Annotated in this window: 21 protein-coding genes and 2 pseudogenes; 11 read left to right on the top strand and 12 right to left on the bottom strand. The window is 68.6% G+C overall.

Translation table 11 applies throughout. From position 1 onward, the window contains the following. Positions 1–98 precede the first annotated feature (98 nt). Positions 99–839, bottom strand: coding sequence for a GntR family transcriptional regulator (locus JK361_RS20285; RefSeq protein WP_201820278.1), 741 nt, complete (start codon positions 837–839; stop codon positions 99–101). A 92-nt stretch (positions 840–931) separates the two neighbouring features. Here JK361_RS20285 and JK361_RS20280 point away from each other — a divergent pair, with 92 nt between their 5' ends. Further along, entirely contained in the window at positions 932–2,029 is a 1,098-nt protein-coding gene (locus JK361_RS20280; RefSeq protein WP_201820275.1) for a DUF1152 domain-containing protein, read from the top strand. A 462-nt stretch (positions 2,030–2,491) separates the two neighbouring features. Beyond that, complete coding sequence (locus tag JK361_RS20275; protein WP_201820272.1) at positions 2,492–3,256, top strand: DUF3800 domain-containing protein; 765 nt, start codon at positions 2,492–2,494, stop codon at positions 3,254–3,256. A 441-nt stretch (positions 3,257–3,697) separates the two neighbouring features. On the opposite strand, the gene JK361_RS20270 is transcribed toward JK361_RS20275, so the two are convergent. After that, positions 3,698–5,086: an FAD-dependent oxidoreductase gene (locus tag JK361_RS20270; protein WP_201820269.1), complete on the bottom strand. Its 1,389-nt coding sequence runs from the start codon at positions 5,084–5,086 to the stop codon at positions 3,698–3,700. 219 nt (positions 5,087–5,305) lie between these two features. Between JK361_RS20270 and JK361_RS20265 the strand changes: the two genes are divergently transcribed. Next, positions 5,306–5,683, top strand: a complete 378-nt coding sequence (locus JK361_RS20265; protein WP_201820266.1) for an ArsR/SmtB family transcription factor — start codon at positions 5,306–5,308, stop codon at positions 5,681–5,683. Between the two features lie 65 nt (positions 5,684–5,748). Here JK361_RS20265 and JK361_RS20260 read toward each other — a convergent pair whose 3' ends face one another. Both JK361_RS20260 and JK361_RS20255 read right to left on the bottom strand, forming a co-directional pair. Further along, positions 5,749–6,537, bottom strand: coding sequence for an aquaporin (locus JK361_RS20260; protein WP_201820263.1), 789 nt, complete (start codon positions 6,535–6,537; stop codon positions 5,749–5,751). Positions 6,538–6,594: 57 nt separating this feature from the next. Continuing rightward, positions 6,595–6,909 (bottom strand): ArsR/SmtB family transcription factor, encoded by a 315-nt coding sequence (locus tag JK361_RS20255; RefSeq protein ID WP_201820259.1) that lies wholly within the window; start codon positions 6,907–6,909, stop codon positions 6,595–6,597. 125 nt (positions 6,910–7,034) lie between these two features. On the opposite strand from JK361_RS20255, the gene JK361_RS20250 reads away from it, so the two are divergent. Then, positions 7,035–7,451 carry an arsenate reductase ArsC gene (locus JK361_RS20250; protein WP_201820256.1) on the top strand — a complete coding sequence of 139 codons (417 nt, stop codon included), beginning with the start codon at positions 7,035–7,037 and terminating at the stop codon, positions 7,449–7,451. Between the two features lie 540 nt (positions 7,452–7,991). On the opposite strand, the pseudogene JK361_RS20245 reads toward JK361_RS20250, so the two are convergent. Continuing rightward, a pseudogene (locus tag JK361_RS20245) lies at positions 7,992–8,177 on the bottom strand (PIN domain-containing protein); the annotation flags it as partial. 421 nt (positions 8,178–8,598) lie between these two features. Between JK361_RS20245 and JK361_RS20240 the strand changes: the two are divergent. After that, positions 8,599–8,802 (top strand): cold-shock protein, encoded by a 204-nt coding sequence (locus JK361_RS20240; protein WP_201820252.1) that lies wholly within the window; start codon positions 8,599–8,601, stop codon positions 8,800–8,802. Positions 8,803–9,160: 358 nt separating this feature from the next. Next, a pseudogene (locus JK361_RS42860) lies at positions 9,161–9,376 on the top strand (DEAD/DEAH box helicase); the annotation flags it as partial. 242 nt (positions 9,377–9,618) lie between these two features. Here JK361_RS42860 and JK361_RS20235 read toward each other — a convergent pair. Continuing rightward, a complete protein-coding gene (locus JK361_RS20235; protein ID WP_201820249.1) occupies positions 9,619–9,993 on the bottom strand; it encodes a GvpU-like protein in 375 nt (124 codons plus the stop codon). A 635-nt stretch (positions 9,994–10,628) separates the two neighbouring features. On the opposite strand from JK361_RS20235, the gene JK361_RS20230 reads away from it, so the two are divergent. After that, positions 10,629–10,979: a MerR family transcriptional regulator gene (locus tag JK361_RS20230; RefSeq protein WP_201820246.1), complete on the top strand. Its 351-nt coding sequence runs from the start codon at positions 10,629–10,631 to the stop codon at positions 10,977–10,979. Positions 10,980–11,505: 526 nt separating this feature from the next. On the opposite strand, the gene JK361_RS20225 is transcribed toward JK361_RS20230, so the two are convergent. The 4 genes from JK361_RS20225 to JK361_RS41320 all read right to left on the bottom strand — a co-directional run bounded on the left by JK361_RS20225 (position 11,506) and on the right by JK361_RS41320 (position 16,299). After that, positions 11,506–12,381, bottom strand: coding sequence for a hypothetical protein (locus tag JK361_RS20225; RefSeq protein ID WP_201820243.1), 876 nt, complete (start codon positions 12,379–12,381; stop codon positions 11,506–11,508). Further along, positions 12,378–13,670 (bottom strand): WXG100-like domain-containing protein, encoded by a 1,293-nt coding sequence (locus JK361_RS20220; protein WP_201820240.1) that lies wholly within the window; start codon positions 13,668–13,670, stop codon positions 12,378–12,380. The genes JK361_RS20225 and JK361_RS20220 overlap by 4 nt, the downstream gene beginning before the upstream one ends. Then, positions 13,667–14,020 (bottom strand): hypothetical protein, encoded by a 354-nt coding sequence (locus tag JK361_RS20215; RefSeq protein WP_201820237.1) that lies wholly within the window; start codon positions 14,018–14,020, stop codon positions 13,667–13,669. The genes JK361_RS20220 and JK361_RS20215 overlap by 4 nt, the downstream gene beginning before the upstream one ends. A 704-nt stretch (positions 14,021–14,724) precedes the next feature. Next, positions 14,725–16,299 (bottom strand): serine/threonine-protein kinase, encoded by a 1,575-nt coding sequence (locus JK361_RS41320; protein ID WP_268983151.1) that lies wholly within the window; start codon positions 16,297–16,299, stop codon positions 14,725–14,727. A gap of 173 nt (positions 16,300–16,472) precedes the next feature. On the opposite strand from JK361_RS41320, the gene JK361_RS20205 reads away from it, so the two are divergent. The 4 genes from JK361_RS20205 (at position 16,473) to JK361_RS20190 (ending at position 20,844) form a co-directional block, all read left to right on the top strand. Further along, positions 16,473–16,838 carry a hypothetical protein gene (locus JK361_RS20205; protein WP_236053270.1) on the top strand — a complete coding sequence of 122 codons (366 nt, stop codon included), beginning with the start codon at positions 16,473–16,475 and terminating at the stop codon, positions 16,836–16,838. 335 nt (positions 16,839–17,173) lie between these two features. Further along, entirely contained in the window at positions 17,174–17,395 is a 222-nt protein-coding gene (locus tag JK361_RS20200; RefSeq protein WP_201820234.1) for a hypothetical protein, read from the top strand. 583 nt (positions 17,396–17,978) lie between these two features. After that, on the top strand, positions 17,979–18,542 hold the full coding sequence (locus JK361_RS20195) for a gluconokinase (protein WP_201820231.1): 564 nt from the start codon (positions 17,979–17,981) through the stop codon (positions 18,540–18,542). 463 nt (positions 18,543–19,005) lie between these two features. Beyond that, positions 19,006–20,844 carry a glycoside hydrolase family 15 protein gene (locus tag JK361_RS20190; RefSeq protein ID WP_201820228.1) on the top strand — a complete coding sequence of 613 codons (1,839 nt, stop codon included), beginning with the start codon at positions 19,006–19,008 and terminating at the stop codon, positions 20,842–20,844. 111 nt (positions 20,845–20,955) lie between these two features. Here the strand turns inward: JK361_RS20190 and JK361_RS20185 are convergent, their stop codons facing one another. Next, positions 20,956–21,975, bottom strand: coding sequence for a cytochrome d ubiquinol oxidase subunit II (locus tag JK361_RS20185; protein WP_201820226.1), 1,020 nt, complete (start codon positions 21,973–21,975; stop codon positions 20,956–20,958). Next, entirely contained in the window at positions 21,972–23,414 is a 1,443-nt protein-coding gene (locus JK361_RS20180; RefSeq protein WP_201820224.1) for a cytochrome ubiquinol oxidase subunit I, read from the bottom strand. The genes JK361_RS20185 and JK361_RS20180 overlap by 4 nt, the downstream gene beginning before the upstream one ends. Positions 23,415–23,429: the final 15 nt, after the last annotated feature.

Genomic DNA, 23,429 nt, shown 5'->3' with positions numbered 1-23,429 from the left:
CCCGTGCCCCCTTCCGAATCAAGTGGCCTTAGCCACTTCCTGGATAGTGGCATTAGCCACTTGGGCTGTGCAAGCGATTCGGCACAACCGCCAGGCCATCAGGTGAGCGGATAGCCCTGCTCGAACGCCCAGCGATGCGGCGGGTACGTGGCTTCGGCGAACTCCAACGGCCGGTCCTGGAGGTCGAAGACGACATGATGAACGATCAGTACGGCGGACGTGGATGGCAGTTGAAGATCCGCAGCCTCCTCCTCCGTCGCATCGCGAGCACACATGCGATCTTCGGCATAGCTGCCCTGACGCCCGGTCATGTTCTCGACGTACATGAGCGTCCCTTCCTGGATGCGCTCCGGCTCCAGGAGCTTCGGCGCACGCTGGCCGACATCCGGAGCGAACCACGACGTGGACAGCGTGATCGGCCCGTCCTGGTTGTTCGTCACCCGCCGCCGATGCACGGCCCGGCGGTCCTTGACCAGGCCCAATGCCTCAGCGACGTGATCCGGGGCCTCCATCCAACCGGCTGAGGTGATCACCGCGTACTCACCAGGCGTGTAGATCTTCCCGGTCTGCCGAGCCCGCCCGTACAACTCACGCGCCCGCCGGTTGACCTCCAGGCTCCGCACGTACGTGCCCGACCCCTGACGCTTCTCGACGAGTCCTTGATGACTCAGCGCCTCCAACGATCGCGCAGCCGTCGGACGGGACACCTTCCAGCTCGCAGCCAACTGCCTCTCCGAGGGAACCTCGTCCCCCGGCCGCAAGTCACCCCGAAGAATCTGATCACGGATGTAGTGCGCGATCTGGAGATACTTCGGCTGAGCCTCCTCGATCTGCGGCATGCCGCCTCCTCACCTTTCCCATAGCCAAGTGGCTATGGCCAGTAGCCACTATAGGATGAGTGGTCAACCCCCGACCCCGTAGGCTGAACCGCATGAAGCGGTTGATCGTCGCAGCAGGAGGAGGGGGCGACGCAGTCGCCGCCGCAATGCTTCACGCCGCCCTCTACGGCGACGAGGACCAGGCGGTGATCTTCACCTACGCGTGGGACCGCCTCTTGATCGACCCGGTACCGGGCCCCCGAGGACCGAACAACTTCACCGGCCTCCAGCACCTCACCCCAGCAGTCCGGACAGTGCCGGCCGAGGCCCGCCCGATCGCTCCAGCAGGCTCCACCCTCCCCCGACTCGCGGCAGAGCTCCCGCACACATTCGCGCTGATCGACCCACACCACGGAGTCGAGGGCATCACCCGCCAACTCGAAGAGTTGGCAACCCACTTCTCACCGGAGACGATCGATCTCCTTGACGTCGGCGGAGACATCCTCGCCCGAGGCGATGAGCCGACGCTCAAGAGTCCGCTTGCCGACGCCGTCACGCTCGCCGCGTGCTGCCAAGTGAACGCACCGATCCGCCTATTGGTGGCAGGCCCAGGCTTGGACGGCGAACTGCCTTCTGACGAAGTGCGCGGCATGCTCGGCCCTCTTGTCCACACTTTCACGGCCAAGGACGTGGAGCCGATCAGCTCGGTCCTGGAGTGGCACCCCTCCGAGGCAACCGGGATGCTCGCGGCGACAGCCCGCGGCACACGCGGCACGTGCGAGATGCGGGACGCCGGCCTTCCCGCCCACCTCACCGACGAAGGGCCGACCGTCCACGAGGTCGACCTGGACGAGGCGCTGAGCCGCAACGAGTTGGCCCGTGCCATCACCACGACCGCCACCCTGGACGAGGTAGAGGCACACAGCCGCGAAATCTGCGGATACTCAGAGATTGACTACGAACGCAACAAGGCCGCATGGCTCAAGGACCAGCCACCGGCGCAGCTCGACCCCGAGGCTGTACTGACCCAACTCGATCAGTTCGAGGCCGAGGCCCGAAGCCGCGGAGTCACCCACACAACGTTCCGCCGCATCACCGAGGCACTGAACTTCAATGGCTCCCTACGCGAAGACCTGCGCCAACTGCTGATCAGCAGCCGTCCGGAGAAGTACGACGCGCCCCTGTGGCGGATCACAGATCCTGCTGAGTAACAACCTTCTTCACAGGTTCAAGGCGGCTCGCTCCGCTCACCGCGCGCGGCCCGGCCCCCGGCCGGGCCTGCGCTCCTGTCTCCGCCCCGCTCCAGCCCGGCCGGCGCCCGTGCCGCGCACAGAGCAGTCAGCCACCTGATGCCAGAGAAGGGGTACGTCGTGGCTGGGGCGGTCGACTCCACGGCTTTAGGCAGCCACTTTGGCGCGAGCCTCGAAGATCATGGCCCCAACGTCGTGCTTTACCGGGCAGGTCCACAGACTGCCCGACGCGCCGGAAGCTTACGGGGCCATGATCACTCGCGCCAAAGCAGCTCCAGCCCAAAGCCGCTCCGCCAACCTTGAGGTCAACCACTAGATGTAGTGGGTGGATCAAAAAAGACCACCACATCTAGTGGTGGTAGATCGGGTGAGTGGTGTAGCTTTCCACTAACGGCACGTCATATCGTATGTGGAGGGAGTGAGATGCCCACACGCCAGCTTATTCGGGCATACGTAGATGAGACTGGCGATCGCGGTATCTCCGCTACAGCATCTCCGTACTTCTCCTTTGCTGCCGTCCTGATCGCGGACGAGCACGAAGCCGTAATGCGCGCGGCCCTGTCCCAGCTTCGACGCGATCTTAGGGTGCCGCCCGGTAAAGCCCTCCACTGGAAAGATCACGTCAAGGTCTATCCCAGGCGCCAGTACGTATCCAAGATCCTCTCGCAGGTACCAGGCGTCAAGATCGTGTACGTGGTCGTCGAAAAGGCAGCGATCCCCGCACACGCTGGGATGAGACAGGATCAGGTGATCTTCTACAACTTCGCTGCGGGCATGATCCTGGAAAGACTGTTGCTCGCCGCCGGCGACTGGCCGGGGGGCGCCCGCGACATCGTCGTGAAATTCGGGCACGTGCGGGGCTTCGACCATCGAACCACGTGCGACTACTTCAAGATCAAGACGCAGCAAGGCCCGACGTGGGTGCCGTGGCGCCTACTCCGCGGTCAGCCGACCTTCGAGGACCAAGCCAAGTGGGATGGCCTCCAGGCCGCTGACCAGTACGCAGGAATGCTCAGCGCTGCCATACGTCCCGACGGTTATGGTGGCTACGAGCCTGCGCACTTGCTTGCGATACGTCACCAGATACGCCGCAACGGTCGAGGCGTGACCCGCAACTACGGTTTCAAGATCCTTGGCAACGAAGCCACCTTCACGTCTTTGCCGTGGTGGCCCAAGGAAGGTCTGTGACGTAGCAGAAGGGCCACCTAAGAGGCCCGGGGCGCTTCAACCGACATCTCGGAAGGGTCTGGCAGCAGACCAAGCGTTCTCCCCGCGACCACTTAGGTGGCCCTTGTTTTCTCTACCCTAGCGGGTTCAAGTTGCGAGGGGCCACACCGCGTACGAGGTTCGTCCGAACGTGAAATCTGATCGTGACAGCGACTTGTGGCTACCGCCCAGCTGAAGCGATCGATGAGGTTACAGGGACTACTGGTGCCATACAGCGGTGCTGCAAAGGCCACTGAGACGACCTCGTAAGCCGCCGTACAACCGGCATACCCGCCTCGACCGTTGTCTCGACGATGCCCCAGCTGGTGACCCAAGTAAGGCAGAGGGCGAGCAGCACGGCACGGGGCCGCGACCGATCCCCCGATCCGGTCGCGGCCCCGCGTCTCAGGGCGTTGAGACTGTTCACGATCCGCAGCAGCCACCCGCCGCCGCTTCTTCGGCAGGGGCGCTCGCGCCGAGCTGGATCAGCTGAGGTGCCGGGGCGCAGCATCCGCCACTGGTCTGGTCTGCCTCGGGGGCATCGAACAGGCCCGCTCCGCCGCACACCCCGGTTTCCGGGAGGGTCAGTTCGACGCGGTCGGCGGACTCGATGTCGCCGGCGAGGGCGGCCACGACGGAGCGGACCTGCTCATAGCCGGTCATGGCGAGGAACGTCGGGGCGCGGCCGTAGGACTTCATTCCGACCAGGTAGACGCCCTGCTCCGGGTGGGCCAACTCCCGGTGGCCGTGTGGGTAGACGGTGCCGCAGGAGTGCTGGTTGGGGTCGATCAGCGGAGCGAGCGCGGTCGGGGCCTGGAGGCGTTCGTCCAGGCCGAGGCGGATCTCCGAGAGGAACGACAGGTCGGGGCGGAAGCCGGTCAGCACGATCACCTCGTCCACCGGCTCCAGTCGACGGCCGTCCTCGGCGACCAGGACCAGGCGGCCGTCGCCATCGCGCTCGATCACCTCGGTGCGGAAGCCCGTGACCGCGTCCGCGTGCCCGTCGTCCATTGCTGCCTTAGCCGCCAGGCCGAGCGCGCCGCGAGCCGGAAGCTGGTCGGCGGTGCCGCCGCCGAAGGTGGACCCGGAGATGCCACGGCGCAGGATCCACACGGCCTTCGTGCCCGCACCGTCCTCAGACTTGGCCAGGTCGGCGAGGTAGGCCAGCGCGGTGAACGCGGAGGCTCCGGAGCCGATGACGGCGGTGCGCTTGCCCGTGTACCGGGCCCGCACAGCCGGGTCCTTCAGGTCGGGGACGCGGTAGGTGATCTTCCCGGCGGCCGCTCGCTCCCCGAGGGCGGGAAGGCCGCTGCCGCCGGCGGGGCTCGGGATGGTCCAGGTGCCGGAGGCGTCGATGACCGCGCGGGCGAACAGGCGCTCTTCCCGGCCGTCGGCGTGCTCGACGTGGACGACGAAGGGCTGTGCTTCGCGGTCGGCGTCGACGATCCGGTCCCGGCCGGTGCGGGAGACGCCGGTCACCCGGGCGCCGGTGCGGACCTTGTCGCCGAGCGCTTCCGCGAGAGGCTTCAGGTAGAGGTCGGCCCAGTCTCCGCCCGACGGGTAGGTTCCCGCGTCCGGCTTGCTCCAGCCGGTGGGGGCGAGGAGCTTTTCTGCGGCGGGGTCAACCACTTCGCCCCACGTGGAGAACAGCCGCACGTGCGACCACTCGCGCACAGCCGCACCGGCGGCCGGACCGGCTTCCAGCACCAGCGGCTCGATACCGCGCTGAACCAGATGGGCGGCGGCGGCCAGACCAGTAGGTCCAGCTCCGATCACGACGACGGGCAGCTCGATGGTGACGGGCGCGTTCACGGCGACTCCTCGCTTGTTTCGACGTTTGTCGATGCGTTGCGCCGCCAGCATGGCACCCCGATTAGACGAACGTCAACATAGACATCCATCAAATCCGCGATGCCTAGAAGTGCACGCGATCGGAAGAGTGGTCACCGGCGGCAGCCTCGGAAACTGTGGCGGCCGGGCCGAGCCATCCGCCCCTGGCCTCTTGGTTTCGACGTGTGTCAACATAGACGCATGTCGAATACGAGGGTGCTGCCGCTAATAGAGCCTGAGCCTGCCGGCGCCGTGGCGCCGTGCTGCCCGCCGCTCACCGAGCGGCCCTTCACCGCGGACGAGGCCGAGACGGCCGCGCGGATGTTCAAGGCGCTAGGCGACCCGGTGCGGCTGCGCTTGTTCTCCGCCGTGGCTTCCCATGAGGGCGGGGAAGCGTGCGTGTGCGACATCTCTGATGTCGGCGTCTCCCAGCCGACCGTCTCCCACCACCTGAAGAAGCTCAAGGAAGCCGGGTTGCTGACCTCCGAGCGGCGCGGCACGTGGGTGTACTACCGGGTCGAGCCGTCGGTACTGGCGGCCATGGGCAAGCTGCTGACCTTCGCACCGGCTACGGTCTGACGCTCGCCCCGTTGCGGCGATCGGCGAGCACAGAAGGCCGCCGATCACCACCCCTCACGCCGGTGTCACTCACCAACCTTCGGGGCCGGCCGGAAGATGAGAGCCACGAGCGCCAGGCCGACCACGGCACCGATCAGCTGCATGGCGATGAAGCCCGCGACCGAGCCGGGAGCGATACCCGCGAAGGTGTCGGTGAAGGCACGCCCGATGGTCACCGCCGGGTTGGCGAAGGACGTGGATGAGGTGAACCAGTACGCGGCGCCGATGTAGGAGGCGACCGCTACGGGGGCGAAGCGAAGCCGGTCGGTGCGGGCGAGACCGAAGATCAGCAGGATCAGCCCCGCGGTCGCAACCACCTCACCGAGAAGAAGGTGCCCGTCGGACCGGTCGTGGGTGGACCACTTGACCAGCGGCTCGCCGAACATCGCATCGGCCAGGATTGAGCCCGCGATCGCGCCGACGATCTGCGCGGGGACGTAGACACCCAGCTCGCGCAGGCTCACGCCGGCGCCGCCTCGCCGGGCGGTCCACCACTCGGCCAGGGTGACGGCCGGGTTGAAGTGTGCGCCGGACACCGGGCCGAGCAGGGTGATCAGGACGCCGAGGCCGAAGACGGTGGCCGTGGAGTTGGCCAGCAGCTGGAGGCCGACATCCTTGGTCAGTTCGGTGGCCTGAATGCCGGAGCCGACCACGATCGCCACGAGTGCAGCCGTGCCGACCAGTTCCGCCGCCGCCCTGGCGAGCAGCGGAGGGGCCTGGGGCGGGGTGGCACCCGGGGCAGGCTGAGGGCCGGCGGCCGGGGCTATGGGGGACTCTTCTGCTCTGTCGTGCTCAGCGGCCTCGGTGGCGCTCAACAGGTCTCCTCGATGCGTGCGAATGGTGACGGGACGCGGCGTGCGACGAACGCCGACTCAGGGGCAGGTCCGCTTGGTGTTGTTTTCAGCGGTGGCTCGCGCGGTCTCCGCAAGGTCGGCGAACTGACCTGCCAGCGACGCGATGACATCGGGCCTGAGCCGGTAGTAGGTGAACCGGCCGCATGGCTCCGTCTCCACGACCCCGGCCTCGCGCAGCACCTTGAGGTGGTTGGAGAGGTTGGTCTGCTTGGCCCCCGTCTCCTCGATCAGGTGCGTGGTGCAGAGCGTCTCCCTGGCGAGCAAGGTGACGATCTGGAGCCTGAGCGGGTCGGCCAGCACCCGGATCAGATCAGTATCGACTGACGTCAGCATGGGCTGATACTGTCACATCAGCCTGGACTGATACCAGTGCAGGCTGATCCCACGGAGCCGTATCCCACGTACCGACGGCGACGGTCCGAAGGGACCCGCTCGGTCCGCTCATGAAGGAAGAACCGATGTCCTCCAGCCCGCTCGCCTCCGTACTGTTCGTCTGCGTCCACAATGCCGGGCGCTCGCAGATGGCCGCCGGCTTCCTCTCCCACCTCGCGGGCGACCGGATCGAGGTCCGCTCCGCCGGTTCCATTCCCGGCGACCAGGTCAACCCCGCCGCGGTCGAGGCCATGAAGGAAGTCGGCGTCGACATCTCCGAGGCCAAGCCGAAGATCCTCACCACCGAGGCCGTCCAGGCATCCGACTACGTCATCACCATGGGCTGCGGCGACGCCTGCCCGATCTTCCCCGGCAAGAAGTACCTCGACTGGGCCCTGGAGGACCCGGCCGGCAAGGGCGTCGAAGCCGTCCGGCCTATCCGCGACGAGATCAAGACCCGCATCGAGGCGCTGATCGCCGAGATAGACGCTGCGGCGAGCTGACACTCACTGCCCTCAGCGAGACGAACGACTTCGGATGTCACCTTGCTGGACGCTGATTGCGGTACAGCAGCGGAGTACAGCAACCACCGCAACCGCAGCCGACCATCAAAGGCCGCCGGAGACCCCGCGACCAGCGTCCTGGACTGCAATGGCCGTCCGGCCGATAGTTCGGGACGAGGAGGTCGTGCCAGACGCGTGCCAGATCGTGCGGGGAACCACGGGGAACACCGGGGAACCAGCCAGCCTCGCTCCAGACACCGATTCCGCTCAGCAGCAGGTCAGCCGCGGATTTAGGCCCCAGATCACCTCAGCTTCCCAAGCTGAGAGCGCGAGTTCGATTCTCGTCACCCGCTCCATGATGAAGCCCCAGGTCAGTGGCCTGGGGCTTGTTTCATTGGGGAATTGCACATGGATGAGCTGGAGGCGATCCCTCAGCTCAATTCCCTGGGCGATGGCGGACACCCGTCCTGTACGTGCTTCGTCGTGGGCGGCGCAAGGCCCTTGCAGGAGCAGGCACTTGACCCCTAGGAGCCTGCGTCGGAGCGGGAGGTCGTCGGGGAGTACCCGGAACGCCTTGTAGCGGCCCAACGGGCGTGCACCCCGGACATCTCGTCGGTCGAGGGTGAGAATCGCGTCCATGCCACAGTCGGCGGCAAGCGCCTTGTTCACCGCGTCGGCGAGGTCGAGGTCCAGCACGCGGTAGCGGACACGGACGGACCGGGCGGCGCGTCGACCCGGACTTCGCACTGGACGCCTGCCGCCGCCTTCGCGGGGGGTGTGACCTTTATTTCGGTATGGGAGTCTCGGGCGCGTTCGCCGTTGCGCCATCCGCTCGCGACGGTGGCAGCGGCGCATGTCCCGTCGAGCGAGGTCAGAGGGCCGTGCGCGGAAGTCACGGCAGGAAAGCCGCGCCCGTGGAGAGCAATATCTGTGTCCGCGAAATGAGAAATAAGCGCGGGGTACGGCGACTATTTCTCGACCGCCCGGCGGAGCGGAATTGTCCACAGCGCAAGGCTGAGCGCCCCGTGCTACTGTCGAACGAGTTGCAGGTGTGGTTGCCAGAAGGTTTTTCCGACGGCTGATCATCACGGCGACACGGAAGCGCACAGGGCGTATTCCCGTACACCGCCTCCGAAGGAGAGACAACATGGCTACTGGCACTGTGAAGTGGTTCAACGCGGAAAAGGGCTTCGGCTTCATCGAGCAGGACGGCGGCGGCCCCGACGTCTTCGCCCACTACTCGAACATCGCCGCCCAGGGCTACCGTGAGCTGCAGGAAGGCCAGAAGGTGTCGTTCGACATCGCGCAGGGCCAGAAGGGCCCGACGGCCGAGAACATCGTTCCCGCCTGACGCACCGGCACTGACGCATACTTCGCAGCTGGGGCCCGCACCTTGTGGTGCGGGTCCCAGCTCGCTTCATTCCCAGGATGATTCGTCGCTGTCATTTTTCGGCCCGTTCTCGCGATTCTCTGCGCCGCTCAGTCTGCTGCGGAAATTCCCTGATGCGTGCCCGCATCGAGGAAGGTTCCGCATCAACCGCACACGTACCACTCGCGCGCGCACCAATCGCACATACGACCGCTTCGGAGGAAGCGCCGCCGCAGGCCGCTCCGGCGTTTCGCGCCGCTCCGACGGCTACGGAAACCGACAGCCGGCGCGGGGCGAGTTCGCCCGCCGAAGATGGTCACGCTCGCGCTGCCGTTGTCGAGTCACCCCCGGCCAACGCCGCGGCACGACTCGGCTGATGGCCTCGGCCGGCATCAGCCCGCGCGTCACCCCGGTCCGCTCGGGCGAGGCGGAGCAGAGCCGCATGACAGGCGCCCAAGCGCCCTCCGGGTTCCCTGTGGTCCTCACCACGCCTGTCGTGGAACGCGCCCGCCGCGCGTTTTCGCCGTACCGGGACCGCCAGGGCCGACCCGTCGGCGGGAGGGTGCGCCGCAGGGCAGGTCGAGTACCTGACCATGTGCGCCGGGTCTCGGCTTCACCTGCCACGAGCGCCCCGAGGGAGCGCCCGTGGGCGAGGGAGGACCCGTGGCCGGAGGACGGGCGGGCGACCGCTCTCAGGATCCCGGTGGGGGCCTTGGCGACGCGCGTCGGCAAGGCCCCCACCGCTGTGTCGCCGTCCGCTCGGAAAGCGCCGGCCGGGCAATGGGCGGAGGCAGCGTCTCAGGCGTCGTAGTGGATGAGATCTCCTACTGTCCACGCGCTGACGTCCTTGATCGCGACTCGGTACATGCCACCCGTCGCCGGGATCCCGAGGCTGCCCTGCAAGATCCGGGCGAGATGAAAGTGCAGATGCGTGGGCGCCTCGTCGCGACCGGACCGGTTCCCTCCCGGCCGGCGGGCGAAGACGTCCGAGAACGGGCCGAGCCGGTCCGAGTCCTTCAAGACCTCCGCCACCCGCTCCCTCCACACGGCCTCGGGAGCCAGCCGGCCGGTGATGACGGCGCCGCCGACGACCACGGTCAGCGACATCTGATTGCTTTCCTCGGACTCCACCGCGGTGGAGATGGCGACGAGCAGCTCATCAGGGTTCGACATGACGGCAGAGCTTATGCGGCCCACCCGTACCCGTACCCCCGCGGGGCTGAATCGGCTGCGCGCGGCAGCAGGCGGCTCCGCCAACAGGGGAGGGCCGATCGCGGCAGGCTTCTTCCTCCACCAGAAGAGTGAAACCTACTTCTGCAGGAGTAGATTTTCGTTCCTGATGTGGGTACGCTTCTTCTCGTAGAGACGGTCGACGAGATCCGCCAGACACGAACTGGCGGGTGGCTGAACACGAAGTGCGCAGGTCAGTGCGGCTCTCGGGCCTCGAAGCCAGAGTGTTCCCAGAACGGTGACGGGACTGAGAGCCGCACTGGGCGGCTCGCACGTCGAGGAGCTGCCAACAGCAGTACCGGTTCAATCAGTGGTTGGTTCAGAGAGGAACGGAGGAGCAGACGCCATCAGGATCGCCCGGCCCGAGAAGCACTCGGCCCGGGTACCGCAAGACCCCGGAATGGATGGTGGTCCCCGGTCAAGCAGCTGCGATCCCCCCGCACCCCCCTCTGCCGGGCCGGGTAGCGGAAACAGAAGGTCGGCACAGCAGTAGGGCCGACAGATGGTGTTCAATTTCCTTCGGGGCCCTGGTGCCGTACGGCACCAGGGCCCCTCGACGCGTTGCACAGCGAGGTGACATGACATCGGACAACCCTCTGAACGATCGTCTGGACGACGACGACTACCCCGCGTACACGATGGGCCGGGCAGCCGAGATGCTCGGCACCACTCCGGCCTTCCTCCGAGCCATCGGCGAGGCTCGTCTGATCACTCCGCTCCGCTCGGAGGGAGGACATCGCCGGTACTCCCGCTACCAACTGCGGATCGCCGCTCGCGCCCGGGAGCTCGTCGACAAGGGGACTCCGATCGAGGCCGCATGCCGCATCGTCATCCTCGAGGACCAGCTCGAGGAAGCGCAGCGCATCAACGCCGAGTACCGCCGCGCCGCCAGCGAATCGGCGGGCAGTGCCGGCTCCGGCTCCGCCTGAACCCGCGGGCGCGTTCCGTATCCGGAACGCCGTCTTGCGGCCGAAGGAGAGCACGGCTCGGAAAATCGCCGGTCCGCTGCTGCCGAACCGCGCCGCCCTCGCCCCCGGGAGGCGCACCCCGCCGGAAGGGCTGTGCACTCGCCAAGGGTCCGCGGGCTGGTCGACGCAGGCAGCGGCGCCAAGCGCAGAGCCCGTTCACGCAAGCGCTTCGGCCGGCGTCCTTCGACGCCGTGCCCACAGCGTGCCCATAAGAGCGGACAACCAGGGTCCCCAGCGGCACCAACCGGCCCGCGCAACGGCGCAGGCGTCTCCATCCCCACAGGTCAGCCGCCATGCGACCGTCCAAGCGCCGTCGCGAAGAGGCGGTGGTGGAAACCGGCGCGCAGAGGCCACAGCTTCCGGCAGGTCGCGTAGTACCGCATCGCGCAGCGCCGTCGGCGCATCCCGGAGCCAAAGGCACGCCCGGAACGTCTCAAGACCGGGTCCGGCCAGGCTGGACCGCAGTCGGCACCACCGGTCCGTTGTATCACCAGGGCAGAGGTTCAGGGCGGCGGTCCCACCACCATCCGTGGGACGAAGCGGCGCCCTCCACCGGAAGAAGCTCCTTGCGGAGCAGACCGCCGGTGTCATCGACTGTCAGCTCGGCGAAGAGGGCGTCCAGAGGCGCAAGAGAGTTCCGGAGCAAGACAGTAAGGTCCTGCGGGAGTCGAGTGCGCACCTGCTCCAGCTCGTCGCGCACTTCGAGGCGTTCACCGTAGAGGTCCGGGGGATACCAATCGGAAGGCGCCCACGCGGCTTCCATCTGGCGGACGAGTTTTTCCCACGCACCGAGGCGATCGCTCGCCGTCCAGGCCGGCGATCCCAAGGTGCCGGCCTCGTCCGGGTGCATGCGTCGCAGGTACGCGGCGAAGGCGTCGGCGAGTGGCGTTGCGATCTTCAGTTCGCGGACCACTTCCGGAATCCGGGCCACCGTGACATGCGGCAGTCGGCCGACGGGATCCTCCACCCGGTCGATCGTGTAACGAGGTTCGTCGTCGGAACCGTACAGGCGTGCTCGCGTGACCAGACCGTCTTCCCTGGCGAGCCAGTACGCGCTCGGAGGCGCTTCTTCGGCGGGGAAGAGAACCACGGTGTCTGCCCCCCGGGCGAAGGCGGACGCCAGGTCGCGTTCGCTGGGTTGCGGTTGCACGGACTCCTGGACATAGATGTCCAGGGACGCGGACACGTCACCCAGCACCGTGACCTTGTCGCAGAACACCAAGGCATCCCAGTTGCGCAGCTCCTGGTCAGTGTCCTCGTCAGCGACGTCGATCTCCTGCACACGGACGTTCAGACACTGCGCAAGTACCGCAGCGACAACGTCGACGCTCAAAGGCTCTACGGTGAGGAAGTTGTACGTCATGACGGATAGGTCCCGTTGTAGATGTCCAAGGCCTTCTGCACGGCCTGCGGGTTGTTCACGAAGCGCGGGGCACGGGTCAGCTGCGGGGCCGCACTGATGTCACCCTTGGCCTTGACGATCTGCTGGAGCGCGGCGTACTCGTTCCGGTCGAGCTTGACGATGCCCTCCCCGCTGTCGGGGAACACCCTGCCCGAGGGTTCGACCTCGTACGTGCGCCCGTTGATCTGATAGCGGCTGATCTGCGCTCTCCAGGTGGCATTGCCGGCAGCGATGTCAGCGACGTCTTGATTGGCGTGCCGCTCGTAACCCCGCAGGAAGACACTGTTCACCTCCTTGATCTCGCCGCTCCCCGCCCCTGAGACAGTATGCCGAGGGTTCGGAGGCAGGAGACTCTTCCCAGCCGCGGGCCCGTTGACACCGTTGACCACAGGCCACGGCCCCTTACCCGGTCCGGTAGCGGCGCCGCCGGAGCCACTGACCCTCATCGCATAGGCGTCGCCGGCCGCGAGATCACCCGGTACCCCGGCCAGGGCCATGCGAGGTCCGGCGAGATCGATGTCGATGCTGTCGAAAAAGCTGGTCAAGCCTCCGGCGCGAACGGCTCGGTAAGTGGCGCCGGCCCCTCCGAGGAGACCACCGGTGAGGGCTCCGTACGCGCCGGCCTGCCGTGCCTCATCGAGGCCGAGTCCGCCCTTCTGCTCGCCCAAAGCGATAGAGACAGGCTGCGTGACGGCGAGATCCACCGTGATGGATTCGACGCCGGCGAAGGCTGCGGTGGCCAGGGTGGTGCCCGCGATGGTGGCGATCTCCTCGGTCACCGCGATGCCCAGGCCGGCGGCCATGTCCGCGACGGTGACCGCTGCCGCTGCTGCCGCGCCCTCCGAGATGCCCGCCGTGAAGATGGCCAGGGCGGTTCCGGCGACGAGGGTGGCGCCGACGATCTCCAGCTCGTGTTCCAGCTTCTTCTTCGCGCCGTGCACGGCATCCGCGTACGCGTCCAGCGCCTTGGCCATGTCGCGGGCGGCGTCGGCCAGATCCTTCAGCCAGCCCTGCCCATCGTGGTAGTAGCGACGCCAGTACGGATCATCGAAGGCGGAGATGGCCTCGCCCTTGTTGTGCTCGATGATGGAGCGCGCTGCTTTGTTGGCGCCGGAGGTGACATCGTCGACGTCGTCGGCGAAGTCCCTCCACACCTTCGCGGCATCCCGCAACCCGTCTTCATCGGCGTCCGGCCACCACATGCCCGTCAGGTCCTGGACGACCTTGCGGGCCTTGTCCGCGACACTCACTTGCCATCGCCCTTGGTGTCGCGATCAACGTGGATCCGGCTGAACATGCCTCGGATCAGCTCTTCGTTGTCGATGTGCCCGTCAGCCATGTCGACCATGGCTTCGTGAATGCCGGCCAGCCCCTCAGCCAGGATCTGGGTGGACTGCTCGATCTGCTTGACGTGCGGGCCATAGGCCTTGTGGAACTTCTCGCCCTGCTCGTCGTCGCCCCAGGGAGAGCCGGCCGCAGCCAGCCCGTGCTTCAACTTCGTGAGCGCTCGCGCAAGGGCAACGCTCTGATGGTGAAAGTGAGGTGCTGTCGCCTTGAGATCTGCGATCTTGATGTCGAGCACCTCGCCGCTGTCACCCATGACTTGACGTCTCCCCCTCCGTTGACCAACCGGGCATTCGACCCTAGTTAGCCATCCCCCTTCACGTCCGCGAGCTGCGCAAAGGCCGAGTAAAGGTCTGCTGGTGGGTCGTGAGCTCTGTCACCGGCCAGCGCGTGAGAGGCGTGAGCAGACTCGCCCGTGACGGCCATGCGTGATTGCCTCGTTCGGGATGCCGTCTTCTTCCTGGATGTGCAGGACTCACTGGAGGGCGGACGGCGGCCTTCGCATGCAAGGACCGGGATGGTAGTGGTGCGGCAGTCGGCAGAGCACGCACCATGACGGACTCGAAGCCATTCGCCCGCCGGCCTGCGCACGCGCAAAGAACCTGCCGAAACCGGTCATCGCACCGACGCAGTACCGGGGCCCGTAGAGCATGTGCGCACAGGCCCCCACACGCCCTTACGTCGTGCCCTTGGCGTGCCCTTCAGGACGGACAACTGCGGTCAACAGCGGTGCCATCCCGCCCACACGACTTTATTGCTGTGTGTGGGGGGGCAGGGGGCGTACATCGCGTACGAGCCGGCACTGCCGAACACGCTCCTCACGTAGCTGTTGTGGGCGATAGTGGCCCCCCGAGGGGTCGTGGGCCGGTGCGTTGGTCCCGGTTGCCGGGAGGGCCGCACGTCCGCGTTCGGTCGGCTGCCGGAGCGGGCCGCTCTGATCGTCTCCGTGACAGCAGGCCCTCAGCCGTGGTCCTGCCGTGTCGGGTGGTGCGGGGATGCGTCGGCCTTTCCCGGCGGTTCCGGGGCACTGTGCGGCTCGTGGCGGGGGTGGTCGTCCGTGCCCCCGGAGTGGTGCGGGGCCGGCTTACGGGTTTCCGCACCGTGCTGCCGGGCCGGTGCCCGACGCGTCGGGGCTGCCGGGTCGGAGGAGTCCAGGTTCAGGGAAACGGGCTCGGCAGCGGATCCGTCCGCCGGACCGGAGGCGTCGGACGTCCTGGAGACGTCAGACGTACCGGAGGCGTCGGACGTACCGGAGGCGTCGGACGTACCGGAGGCGTCGGACGTACCGGAGGCGTCGGACGTACCGGAGGCGTCGGACGTACCGGAGGAGGGCTGGTCCCGGTGAGTCCCGGCGGCCGGTGCGTCGGTGCCGGGCCCGCTCCGGGAGATTCCCGTGCCGGACGGCGGATGGGCGACGGTCCGGGTCGTGCCGGCGCGGTCGTCACCGCTCCCGCCGGCGCCCGGAGCGACGGCGAGTGTCGTCCCGAGGGCCACGGAGAGTGCGGCCAGGGCGGTCCCCACCGCGGTGCGGCGGTGCCCCCGTGCGCCACCCGGAGGCCGGGACCCGGCGACCGTCACGACCCGCCTGTGTGTGGGCGCTTCGGCGGAGGGGTGAACGGCGCCGGTTGGTGAGAGGCGGGCCGTGGAGGGCGGCGGGGGCGGCAGCGGGGCGGCTCCGGGGTCGAGTGACGAGAGGTCGAGGGAGGAGAGAGCGTGCGCGCACTGCTCGGCGTCCGGGCGCTCCTCGGGGTGCCGGGCGGTCATGGCCTCGAGCAGGGCGGCCAGGTCCGGGCAGAGCCAGGCGGGGACCGTGGGCGGGCGGTGCAGCCGGGCGATCGATGCCTCCAAGGGGGTTCCCTGGTATTCGAGTTCGCCCTTCAGGCACTCCAACAGGACCAGGCCGAGCGCGTAGACGTCCACGGCCGGCCCGACGTGCCCGCCCTCGACCTGTTCGGGCGCCAGATAGGCGGCGGTTCCTGTCAGCACGTCAGGAGCCGTGTGACGCGTGGCGTCCGCCAGGCGTGCGATGCCGAAGTCGGCCAGGTGCGGGGCACCGTCCGGATCGAGCAGGACGTTCGACGGTTTGACGTCGCGGTGCACGATCCCGGCCCCGTGGACGTGGGCGAGCGCCTCCGCCAGGGCGGTGCCCAGATCGGCCACTCGCCGCTGGGGCAGCGCGCCGCGCGCGAGGAGGCCGCTCAGCGTGGGGCCGTCGACCAGTTGCAGGACCAGGTAGGTGCGGTCGTCGTGGCGGCCGGCGTCGTAGACGGTGACCAGCCCGGGGTGCTGCAGGCCGGCCAGGAGGACGGCCTCCCCGGCGAGACGGTCCTCGGTCCGCGGCTCGGCGCCCGGCCGGAAGACCTTGACCGCCACGCGCCGCCGGAGGCGCGTGTCGACGCCTTCGTAGACGTCGGCCATGCCTCCCGATCCGATCCGCCCGCCCAGCCGGTACCGCCCGGCCAGGACATGGGGGGACCGCCTACCCGCCGGAATCCGCGCGGGAGTCGGCAGGGCTTCTGTTCGGCGGACCTTCATCTGGCTCTCCGTTGCTGTCACCGCGTACCGGACTCGGCCGTGGGCCGTGCTGCGCGGCGGGTACCCCGAGGCGGTGCCGGTATCCGGACGAAGACAGCGACTCGATGCGTACGGGCCCACGGGTTCGGGAAGCGGCCGGCGCCCTTGTCGGACCCACCCGTCACAATCCATCCATGCTGACAGCGACGGACGGCCGGGGCCGCGAAGTGCGGCGTCCCACGGAGCCGGCAGTGGGGACCATGCTCGCCGAACTGAGGCGCGGCAACGAGTACTTGATCCTGGAGCGGCGGGACGAGGAACGTGAGGGCGACTGGTACATCCAGGTCTGGTTCCGCGACGACAACACCTACCAGCTGGAGTACCGCGACGGTGTCCCCGCGGAGCACTACCAGACCCGGACGGTGTCCCAGGAGAAGGTCCTGCAAGCGCTCCTCGGCTGGATGCTCGACGGGCCCGGCTGGCGGGAGGGTTTCATGTGGAACCGCATCGGCGGGATGTTCGCGCTCGCCCCCGGCGGCGAGGACGAGCCGACTGCGTAGAGCCGGGCCGCCGCCCACGCGATCAGGTTTCCGGGGGCCGGGGCCGGAGGACCGTTTCCGGGAGCAGGACCAGAGGACCGATTCCGGGAGCCGGGACCAGAGGAACGTTTCCGGGAGCCGGGGCGGAGGACCGTTTCCGGGAGCGGGACCAGGGGACCGTTTCCGGGGGCCGGGGCTAGGACGGGGGCGTCCGGCGTCAGGGGAGGGGAGCCGTGGTTCAGTTTTGCCGCGCCAGGTATCGAATCCCCAGGTCAGGGGGCGTGAAGCGGTTGTCCCCGTGTGGATCTGTGCCCACGACCACAGCAAACGGGATGCGCGTAGGTGCATACTGAGCCATGACAAAGCCTGCTGCGCCGAAGCGTCATCTGCCCACCAGCCCCTTCAAGGCCCCGGTCACACCGGTTCCCAAGCACTTCGCCGTGGGTGACCAGGTCACCCACGACGTGTACGGCCTCGGCCGAGTGATCGGTATCGAGGACGGAATCGCGGCGCTCGTGGATTTCGGCTCGGCGCAGATGCGGATCTTGAGCCCGTACGCCAAGATGACCAAGCTGTAAGACCGCTGTGCCCGGTCACGGCACACCAGGCCCCTTCCGGGACCTGTCACGAAAGAGAGTCCTCCCATCGATCTGACGTCGCTGTTCTCCGCCGTGGAGGGGCAACCCCGCCGTTCCACCGCGGCGTCGCCGCCTCCGGCGACCAACCCCTTCCAGGCCCCGGACTTCGGGGACGAAGAGATCTGGCCGCTCGACGACGCACAGGAGCCCGCCTCGGGCAGGCGTGCGGCGCGATCCGAGGCCGCCTAGGTCCACGCGTGACGGGGGGCGCCCCCGCACCGGGCGCTCGGGTCGTGCGAGGGCCGCGGCCGTATCTGTAACACCGCGTCCTACTCGTCGTCCTCGTCCCGGCCCTTTTCGAGGACGAGGAGCGGTTCGCCGCCATGAACGGGTGACCATGAACGTGTGACTCGGTGAAGGCGATGACCTCCGTGAAGCGTTCGAGCGGCAACGGCCGGCCCCGGGGAATGCTCAGCACTCCATCGGCGACGAGGCCGCGGACCTCGGACAGCGCGCGGCTGCACATCGAGTCCGCGAGTGTCCAGGGCTGCACCGGCCGGGGCGTGCGGGTGATAGTGGAGGCATGCATTCCGACCCCGGTTCCGGGAGGATCGCCGGCCCGGACGGTGGCGGTTCGCGCGTGGTGATCGTGATGGGCGTGTCCGGGTCCGGCAAGTCCACCGTGGGAGCCGGGCTCGCGCGGTTCCTCGGTGTGCCGTTCCTGGAGGGGGACGTCCTCCACTCCGCGTCGAACCGCCTCAAGATGGCGTCCGGGCACCCGCTGGACGACGCCGACCGGCGGCCCTGGCTGGAAGCGATCACCGTGTGGATCCGGACCACCGCTTCGAGCGGACACGGAGGCGTCGCCGCCTGCTCCGCGCTCAAGCGCGCGTATCGCGACCAGTTCCGGCACACGGGAGCGGACGTGTGGTTCCTGTACCTGGCCCTCGACCGCGAGGTGGCCGAGAGGCGCCTGACACGGCGGAAGGGCCATTTCATGCCGCCGGAGCTGCTCGACTCGCAGTACGCCACGCTGGATCCGCTGCACGCCGACGAACCGGGCGTCACCATCGACATCAACGACTCGGAGAGCCCGGCCGAGGTTCTGGCGGCAGCGGTGCGGGCCGTGTCCGCGCCGCAACGGTGACCGCCGCGGAACGGTGACCACCGCCGCGGAACGGCCACCGCTCCGGCGAACGGCGCGACCGCTCCGGCGAACGGCCACCGCTCCGGCGGACGGCGACCGCTCTCGCGGGCCGAGTCCGGACCGAAACCTGCCCGACTCCCGGTGCCGTCCGTACCTCCCGGCTCCCGGTGTCGTCCGTGACCACGTCGGATCCCCGTGCCGTCCGTGACCACCTCGGCTCCCCGTGCCGTCCGTGACCACCTCGGATCCCGTCCCCAGGAGGTCCGGATGGATCTGATCCACTTCCGTAGGGACGGGACCCCGTGTGGCCCCGCCCGGGGCTAGGGAACGCAGGTGGCGCCGTCCGGGGCGGAAGGGCCCGGTCGCCCCAGGGATCTCGTCCGACGAGCCGGTGCCGGGGCTGCGACTTAGCCTGATCGAGGGGGTGCGTTCGGGTGAATCGCAGGCCGGAAGGGGCGCCCCGATGGACGACTACCCGCTGATCGAGAACCACGGACTGATCGGCGATCTCCAGACCGCGGCACTGGTGACCACCGAGGGGGCGGTCGACTGGTTCTGCTCCCCGCGGTTCGACTCGCCGAGTGTGTTCGGGGCGCTTCTGGACCGGCAGAAGGGCGGCCACTGCACGGTCCGGCCGGCCCACCCGATGCATTCGACCAAGCAGTTGTACCTGCCCGACACGGCGATCCTGGTGACCCGGTTCATGACCGAGGCGGGCGCCGGCGAGGTGGTCGACTTCATGCCGGTGACCGGTAGGACGACCACGCGCCGGCACCGGCTGGTGCGCCTGGTCCGCTGTGTGCGCGGCACCATGACCTTCGACGTGGAGGTCGCCCCCCGGTTCGACTACGGGCGCGGCAAGCACGAGGTGCACGTCACCCCGCACGGAGCGGTCTTCGTCGCGGAGGACGGCACGGAACTCACCGTGCACCCCATCCGGGAGCCGGAGGACGAGCGGTTCTCGGACGTCCTGACGCACCGGGACGCCGACCTCCAGGTCTCGCTGACCCTGACGGCCGGCCAGCAGCGCGGGCTGATCCTGGAGATGGGTGCCGACGGACCGCCCAGGGAGATCCGGCGCGAGGAACACGAACGGCTCTTCGGCGAGACGGCGGCGTTCTGGCGGTCCTGGCTCGCTCAGTCGCGCTACACCGGACGCTGGCGGGAGGTGGTGGAGCGGTCCGCGATCACGCTGAAGCTCATGACCTTCGCCCCCAGCGGCGCCGTGGTGGCCGCTCCCACCGCGGCCCTCCCGGAGCAACTGGGCGGCGAGCGCAACTGGGACTACCGCTTCACCTGGATCCGCGACGCCTCCTTCTCCGTGTACGCCCTGCTGGGACTGGGCTTCACGGAGGAGGCCAGGGCGTTCATCATCTGGCTCGGTGACCGGGTCAAGGAGCGGGCCGGCAGCACCGGGAGCACGGGCCCGCTGAACATCATGTACAAGGTCGACGGCTCCTCCGAGCTGAACGAGCAGATCCTCGACCACTGGGAGGGCTACGCGGGTTCCGCCCCGGTCCGGATCGGCAACGGCGCCGCCACCCAGCTCCAGCTGGACATCTACGGCGAGGCGCTGGACAGCATCTACTTCGCGCACCAGCACGGCTTCCAGGTTGGCTACGGGGGCTGGACCTCGCTGCGGACGGACCTGGAGTGGCTGGCCGACCACTGGGACCAGACGGAGGAGGGCATCTGGGAGACCCGCGGCGGCCGCCAGTCCTTCACCTACGGCCGGGTGATGTCGTGGCTGGCGTTCGACCGCGCGCTGCGCCTCGCCGAGGCGAAGGGCTGGCCGTCCGCGGCCGACCGCTGGAGGGTCGAACGGGACGCCGTCTACGAGCAGGTCATGGCCAAGGGCTGGAGCGAGGACCGGCAGGCCTTCGTCCAGCACTACGGCAGTGAGGTCCTCGACTCCTCGCTGCTGCGCATGGCGACGGTCGGGTTCATCACCCCCGGGGACCCGATGTGGACGGCGACCCTGGACGCCATGGAGCAGGAGCTGGTCAGCGACAGCCTGGTCTACCGGTACAACCCCGATGCCTCGCCCGACGGCCTGCGCGGCTCGGAGGGCACCTTCTCCCTGTGCACGTTCATGTACGTCGACGCGTTGGCTCGCGCGGGCCGGACCGACCGGGCTCGGCTGGTGTTCGAGAAGATGATGGGGTACGCCAACCATCTGGGCCTGTACTCCGAGGAGATCGACCCCACGGGCCGGCAACTCGGTAATTTCCCCCAGGCGTTCACACACCTTGCGCTCATCGACTCGGCGATCACCCTCAACGAGGCGCTGGCCAAGCGCTGAGCACTTGGCTGCGGGGCCGCGACGGGCCGTCGATCGGCCGCGGGTCCGCGGGGGCCGGTCGCGGTTCCCCGCGCCCCTTCAGGGCGCTGCCGGACCGCCCGGTTCAGGGTTTCACCGCCGCAGGTCGGCGTCGGTGAGGCCCTCCAGTTCGCCGTGCGTGTCCAGCCGGTACAGCAGGGCGACCGCGGGGATGACGAGTACGACGGCGACGAGGGTGACGAGCGCCAGCCAGCGCAGGGTGGTGTGGGCGCCCGCGCCCTGGGCGACGGTCAGCGAGGTCGGGACGAGGTAGGGGCGCTGTGCCATGCCCCAGGCGATGACGGCCGACGCGACCACGCCGACCGCCGTGACCCGGGACCAGGCCCCGGATGGCCGGGTCAGCAGCCATGCGGTGGCGAGCGTGGCCAGTACCGCCACGATCACGAAGAAGAGACCGGTGCCGTGCGTGAGGCCGTGCCAGACGTGGGGGGCGTCGCCGTGGGTGACGAAGAGGGTGACGACGGCGAGCACGGCGACGGCGACGAGGGCGGCGAGGGCCCGTCGGCGGAAGTAGCGGTCCAGGTCCGGTTCGGCGAATCGGCGGGCGTCCGCGGCGAGGAAGACGGCGCCGAGGGTCGCCGTGGCCGCGATGGCGAGCAGGCCGAACAGCAGGGAGGTGGGGTTGGCCCAGGCGTCCGTGGACGCCGTCGTCGTGGCGGTCACCCGGCCGGAGGCGACCCCGCCGGCCGCGGCGCCGAGGAAGAACGGCGTCAGCAGGGAGGAGACGGCGAAGACGGCCCCGTACAGGCGCCGGCCGGCCAGCCGCCGGACGGGCTTGCGCAGGGCGAAGCCGGCGCCGCGCAGCACGATGCCCACGGCGGCCAGCGCCAGGGGCAGCCACATGGTGGTGAAGACCTGCTGGAACAGGACCGGGAAACCGGTCCACATGATCACCAGCACGAAGACCAGCCAGACGTTGTTGACCTCCCAGACGGGTTCCATCGCGTGGTCGATCAGCCGGCGCGGTCGTTTGCCGCGCTCGGCGCCGCCCGCGGTCAGGTCCCAGAACCCGGCTCCGTAGTCGGTGCCGCCGCCGCAGGCGTAGGCGGCGATCGCGAGCAGCAGGACGACGGCGATGACCCCCGCGATCACAGCCGGCTCCCGGTGGAGCGCGGCCCGTACGGGGTGTCGGTCTCCGGGGTGTCGGGCTCCGGTGTCTCCTTCGGCGGCAGCGGCCCGCCCTGCCGGTCCGCGAGTCGCCAGCGTGTGCGCATCTTCAGCAGCACCACGAGCAACGACCCGAAGACGAAGACGTACACGACGACGACCAGTGCGAACATGATCCACAGGCTGGTGGAGCGGGTCGCCGTCACCGCCTCGGCGACCCGCATGTTCTGGTAGACGATCCAGGGCTGGCGACCCACCTCGGTGGTGATCCACCCGCACTCGACGGCGACGACGGAGGCGACGCCCGCGCACGCCGCGGCGCGGAAGAACCACGGGGAGGCGGGCAGCCGGCGGCGCCAGAGCCACAGGACGCCGTACCAGAGCGCGAGCAGCAACAGCAGCGAGCCGATCCCCACCATGATGTCGAAGGTCCAGTGGACGATGGTGGCCTGGGTGGGCGTCGGCCGGTCGCTCGCGGGGACCGTGGTCAGCCCGGTGACCTTGGTGTCCGGGCGGAAGCCGGCCAGGATGGAGTCGAGCTGCGGGATCCTGATGCCGCCGGAGATGGTGCCGTTCGGATGCAGCCGGCCGAACAGGTACTCCGGGACGTGGGTGTCGGTCTTCCAGACGATCTCCATGGCGGCGAACTTCACCGGCTGCTTGTGGAAGACCTGCCGGGCGATGGAGTCGCCGAGCACGAACTGCACCGGCGTGCACACCGCGGCGAACGTGAAGGGGATCGTGAAGCCGAGCCGGTGGTAGCGGTCACGGCGGCCGCGCAGCCAGCCCATGGCGTAGACGCCCGCCGTGACATAGCCCGCCGTGACGAACATCGCCACGACGAAGTGCCAGTACTCCGGGCCCAAGATGGGCGTGAAGATCGCCTTGCGGACGTTCACGTCCACGGGGTTGCCCGCGGCGTCGAGGCTGAAGCCGCGGGGTGTGTTCATCCACGAGTTGGCGGCCAGGATGCCGAAGGCCCCGAGCAGCGCCACGAACGGCAGGGGCAGTCCGAGCAGGAAGTGGGCCCGGGAGGGCAGCCGTCGCCAGCCGTAGAGGTAGATGGCGATGAGGACGGCCTCCAGGAAGAAGCCCCACGCCTCGACCCCGAAGCCGATGCCGAACACATCGCCCCACCGGCCCATCATGCCCGGCCACAGCAGCCCGAACTCGAAGGACAGCACCGTGCCGGTGACCACGCCGATCGCGAACTGCACCGCCATGACGGCCGACCAGCGCCGCGCCAGCAGCAGGGCGGTGGCGTCGTTCCGGCGCAGACCGTAGCCGTGCATGATCAGCGTGATCAGCGGCAGCGCCACGCCCAGCGGCACCAGGACGATGTGCGTGACGAGGGTGAAGGCCATCATCGATCTGGCCGGCAGCGTCTGCGCCGGGGCGTCCGCCAGCAGCAGGACCGTGTGCATGGTGTCGTCCCTCCC

Source organism: Streptomyces musisoli (assembly GCF_016741855.1).
Taxonomy (GTDB): domain Bacteria; phylum Actinomycetota; class Actinomycetes; order Streptomycetales; family Streptomycetaceae; genus Streptomyces; species Streptomyces musisoli.
Note: the sequence above shows the minus strand (reverse complement) of the source record. Positions and strands in the feature narration are given on the sequence as shown.

Coding starts and splice junctions, on each gene's coding strand:
- JK361_RS20285 (WP_201820278.1), bottom strand. CDS start 839: ATGCCGCAGATCGAGGAGGCTCAGCCGAAGTATCTCCAGATCGCGCAC.
- JK361_RS20280 (WP_201820275.1), top strand. CDS start 932: ATGAAGCGGTTGATCGTCGCAGCAGGAGGAGGGGGCGACGCAGTCGCC.
- JK361_RS20275 (WP_201820272.1), top strand. CDS start 2,492: ATGCCCACACGCCAGCTTATTCGGGCATACGTAGATGAGACTGGCGAT.
- JK361_RS20265 (WP_201820266.1), top strand. CDS start 5,306: ATGTCGAATACGAGGGTGCTGCCGCTAATAGAGCCTGAGCCTGCCGGC.
- JK361_RS20255 (WP_201820259.1), bottom strand. CDS start 6,909: ATGCTGACGTCAGTCGATACTGATCTGATCCGGGTGCTGGCCGACCCG.
- JK361_RS20250 (WP_201820256.1), top strand. CDS start 7,035: ATGTCCTCCAGCCCGCTCGCCTCCGTACTGTTCGTCTGCGTCCACAAT.
- JK361_RS20240 (WP_201820252.1), top strand. CDS start 8,599: ATGGCTACTGGCACTGTGAAGTGGTTCAACGCGGAAAAGGGCTTCGGC.
- JK361_RS20235 (WP_201820249.1), bottom strand. CDS start 9,993: ATGTCGAACCCTGATGAGCTGCTCGTCGCCATCTCCACCGCGGTGGAG.
- JK361_RS20230 (WP_201820246.1), top strand. CDS start 10,629: ATGACATCGGACAACCCTCTGAACGATCGTCTGGACGACGACGACTAC.
- JK361_RS20225 (WP_201820243.1), bottom strand. CDS start 12,381: ATGACGTACAACTTCCTCACCGTAGAGCCTTTGAGCGTCGACGTTGTC.
- JK361_RS20215 (WP_201820237.1), bottom strand. CDS start 14,020: ATGGGTGACAGCGGCGAGGTGCTCGACATCAAGATCGCAGATCTCAAG.
- JK361_RS41320 (WP_268983151.1), bottom strand. CDS start 16,299: ATGAAGGTCCGCCGAACAGAAGCCCTGCCGACTCCCGCGCGGATTCCG.
- JK361_RS20205 (WP_236053270.1), top strand. CDS start 16,473: ATGCTGACAGCGACGGACGGCCGGGGCCGCGAAGTGCGGCGTCCCACG.
- JK361_RS20200 (WP_201820234.1), top strand. CDS start 17,174: ATGACAAAGCCTGCTGCGCCGAAGCGTCATCTGCCCACCAGCCCCTTC.
- JK361_RS20195 (WP_201820231.1), top strand. CDS start 17,979: ATGCATTCCGACCCCGGTTCCGGGAGGATCGCCGGCCCGGACGGTGGC.
- JK361_RS20190 (WP_201820228.1), top strand. CDS start 19,006: ATGGACGACTACCCGCTGATCGAGAACCACGGACTGATCGGCGATCTC.
- JK361_RS20180 (WP_201820224.1), bottom strand. CDS start 23,414: ATGCACACGGTCCTGCTGCTGGCGGACGCCCCGGCGCAGACGCTGCCG.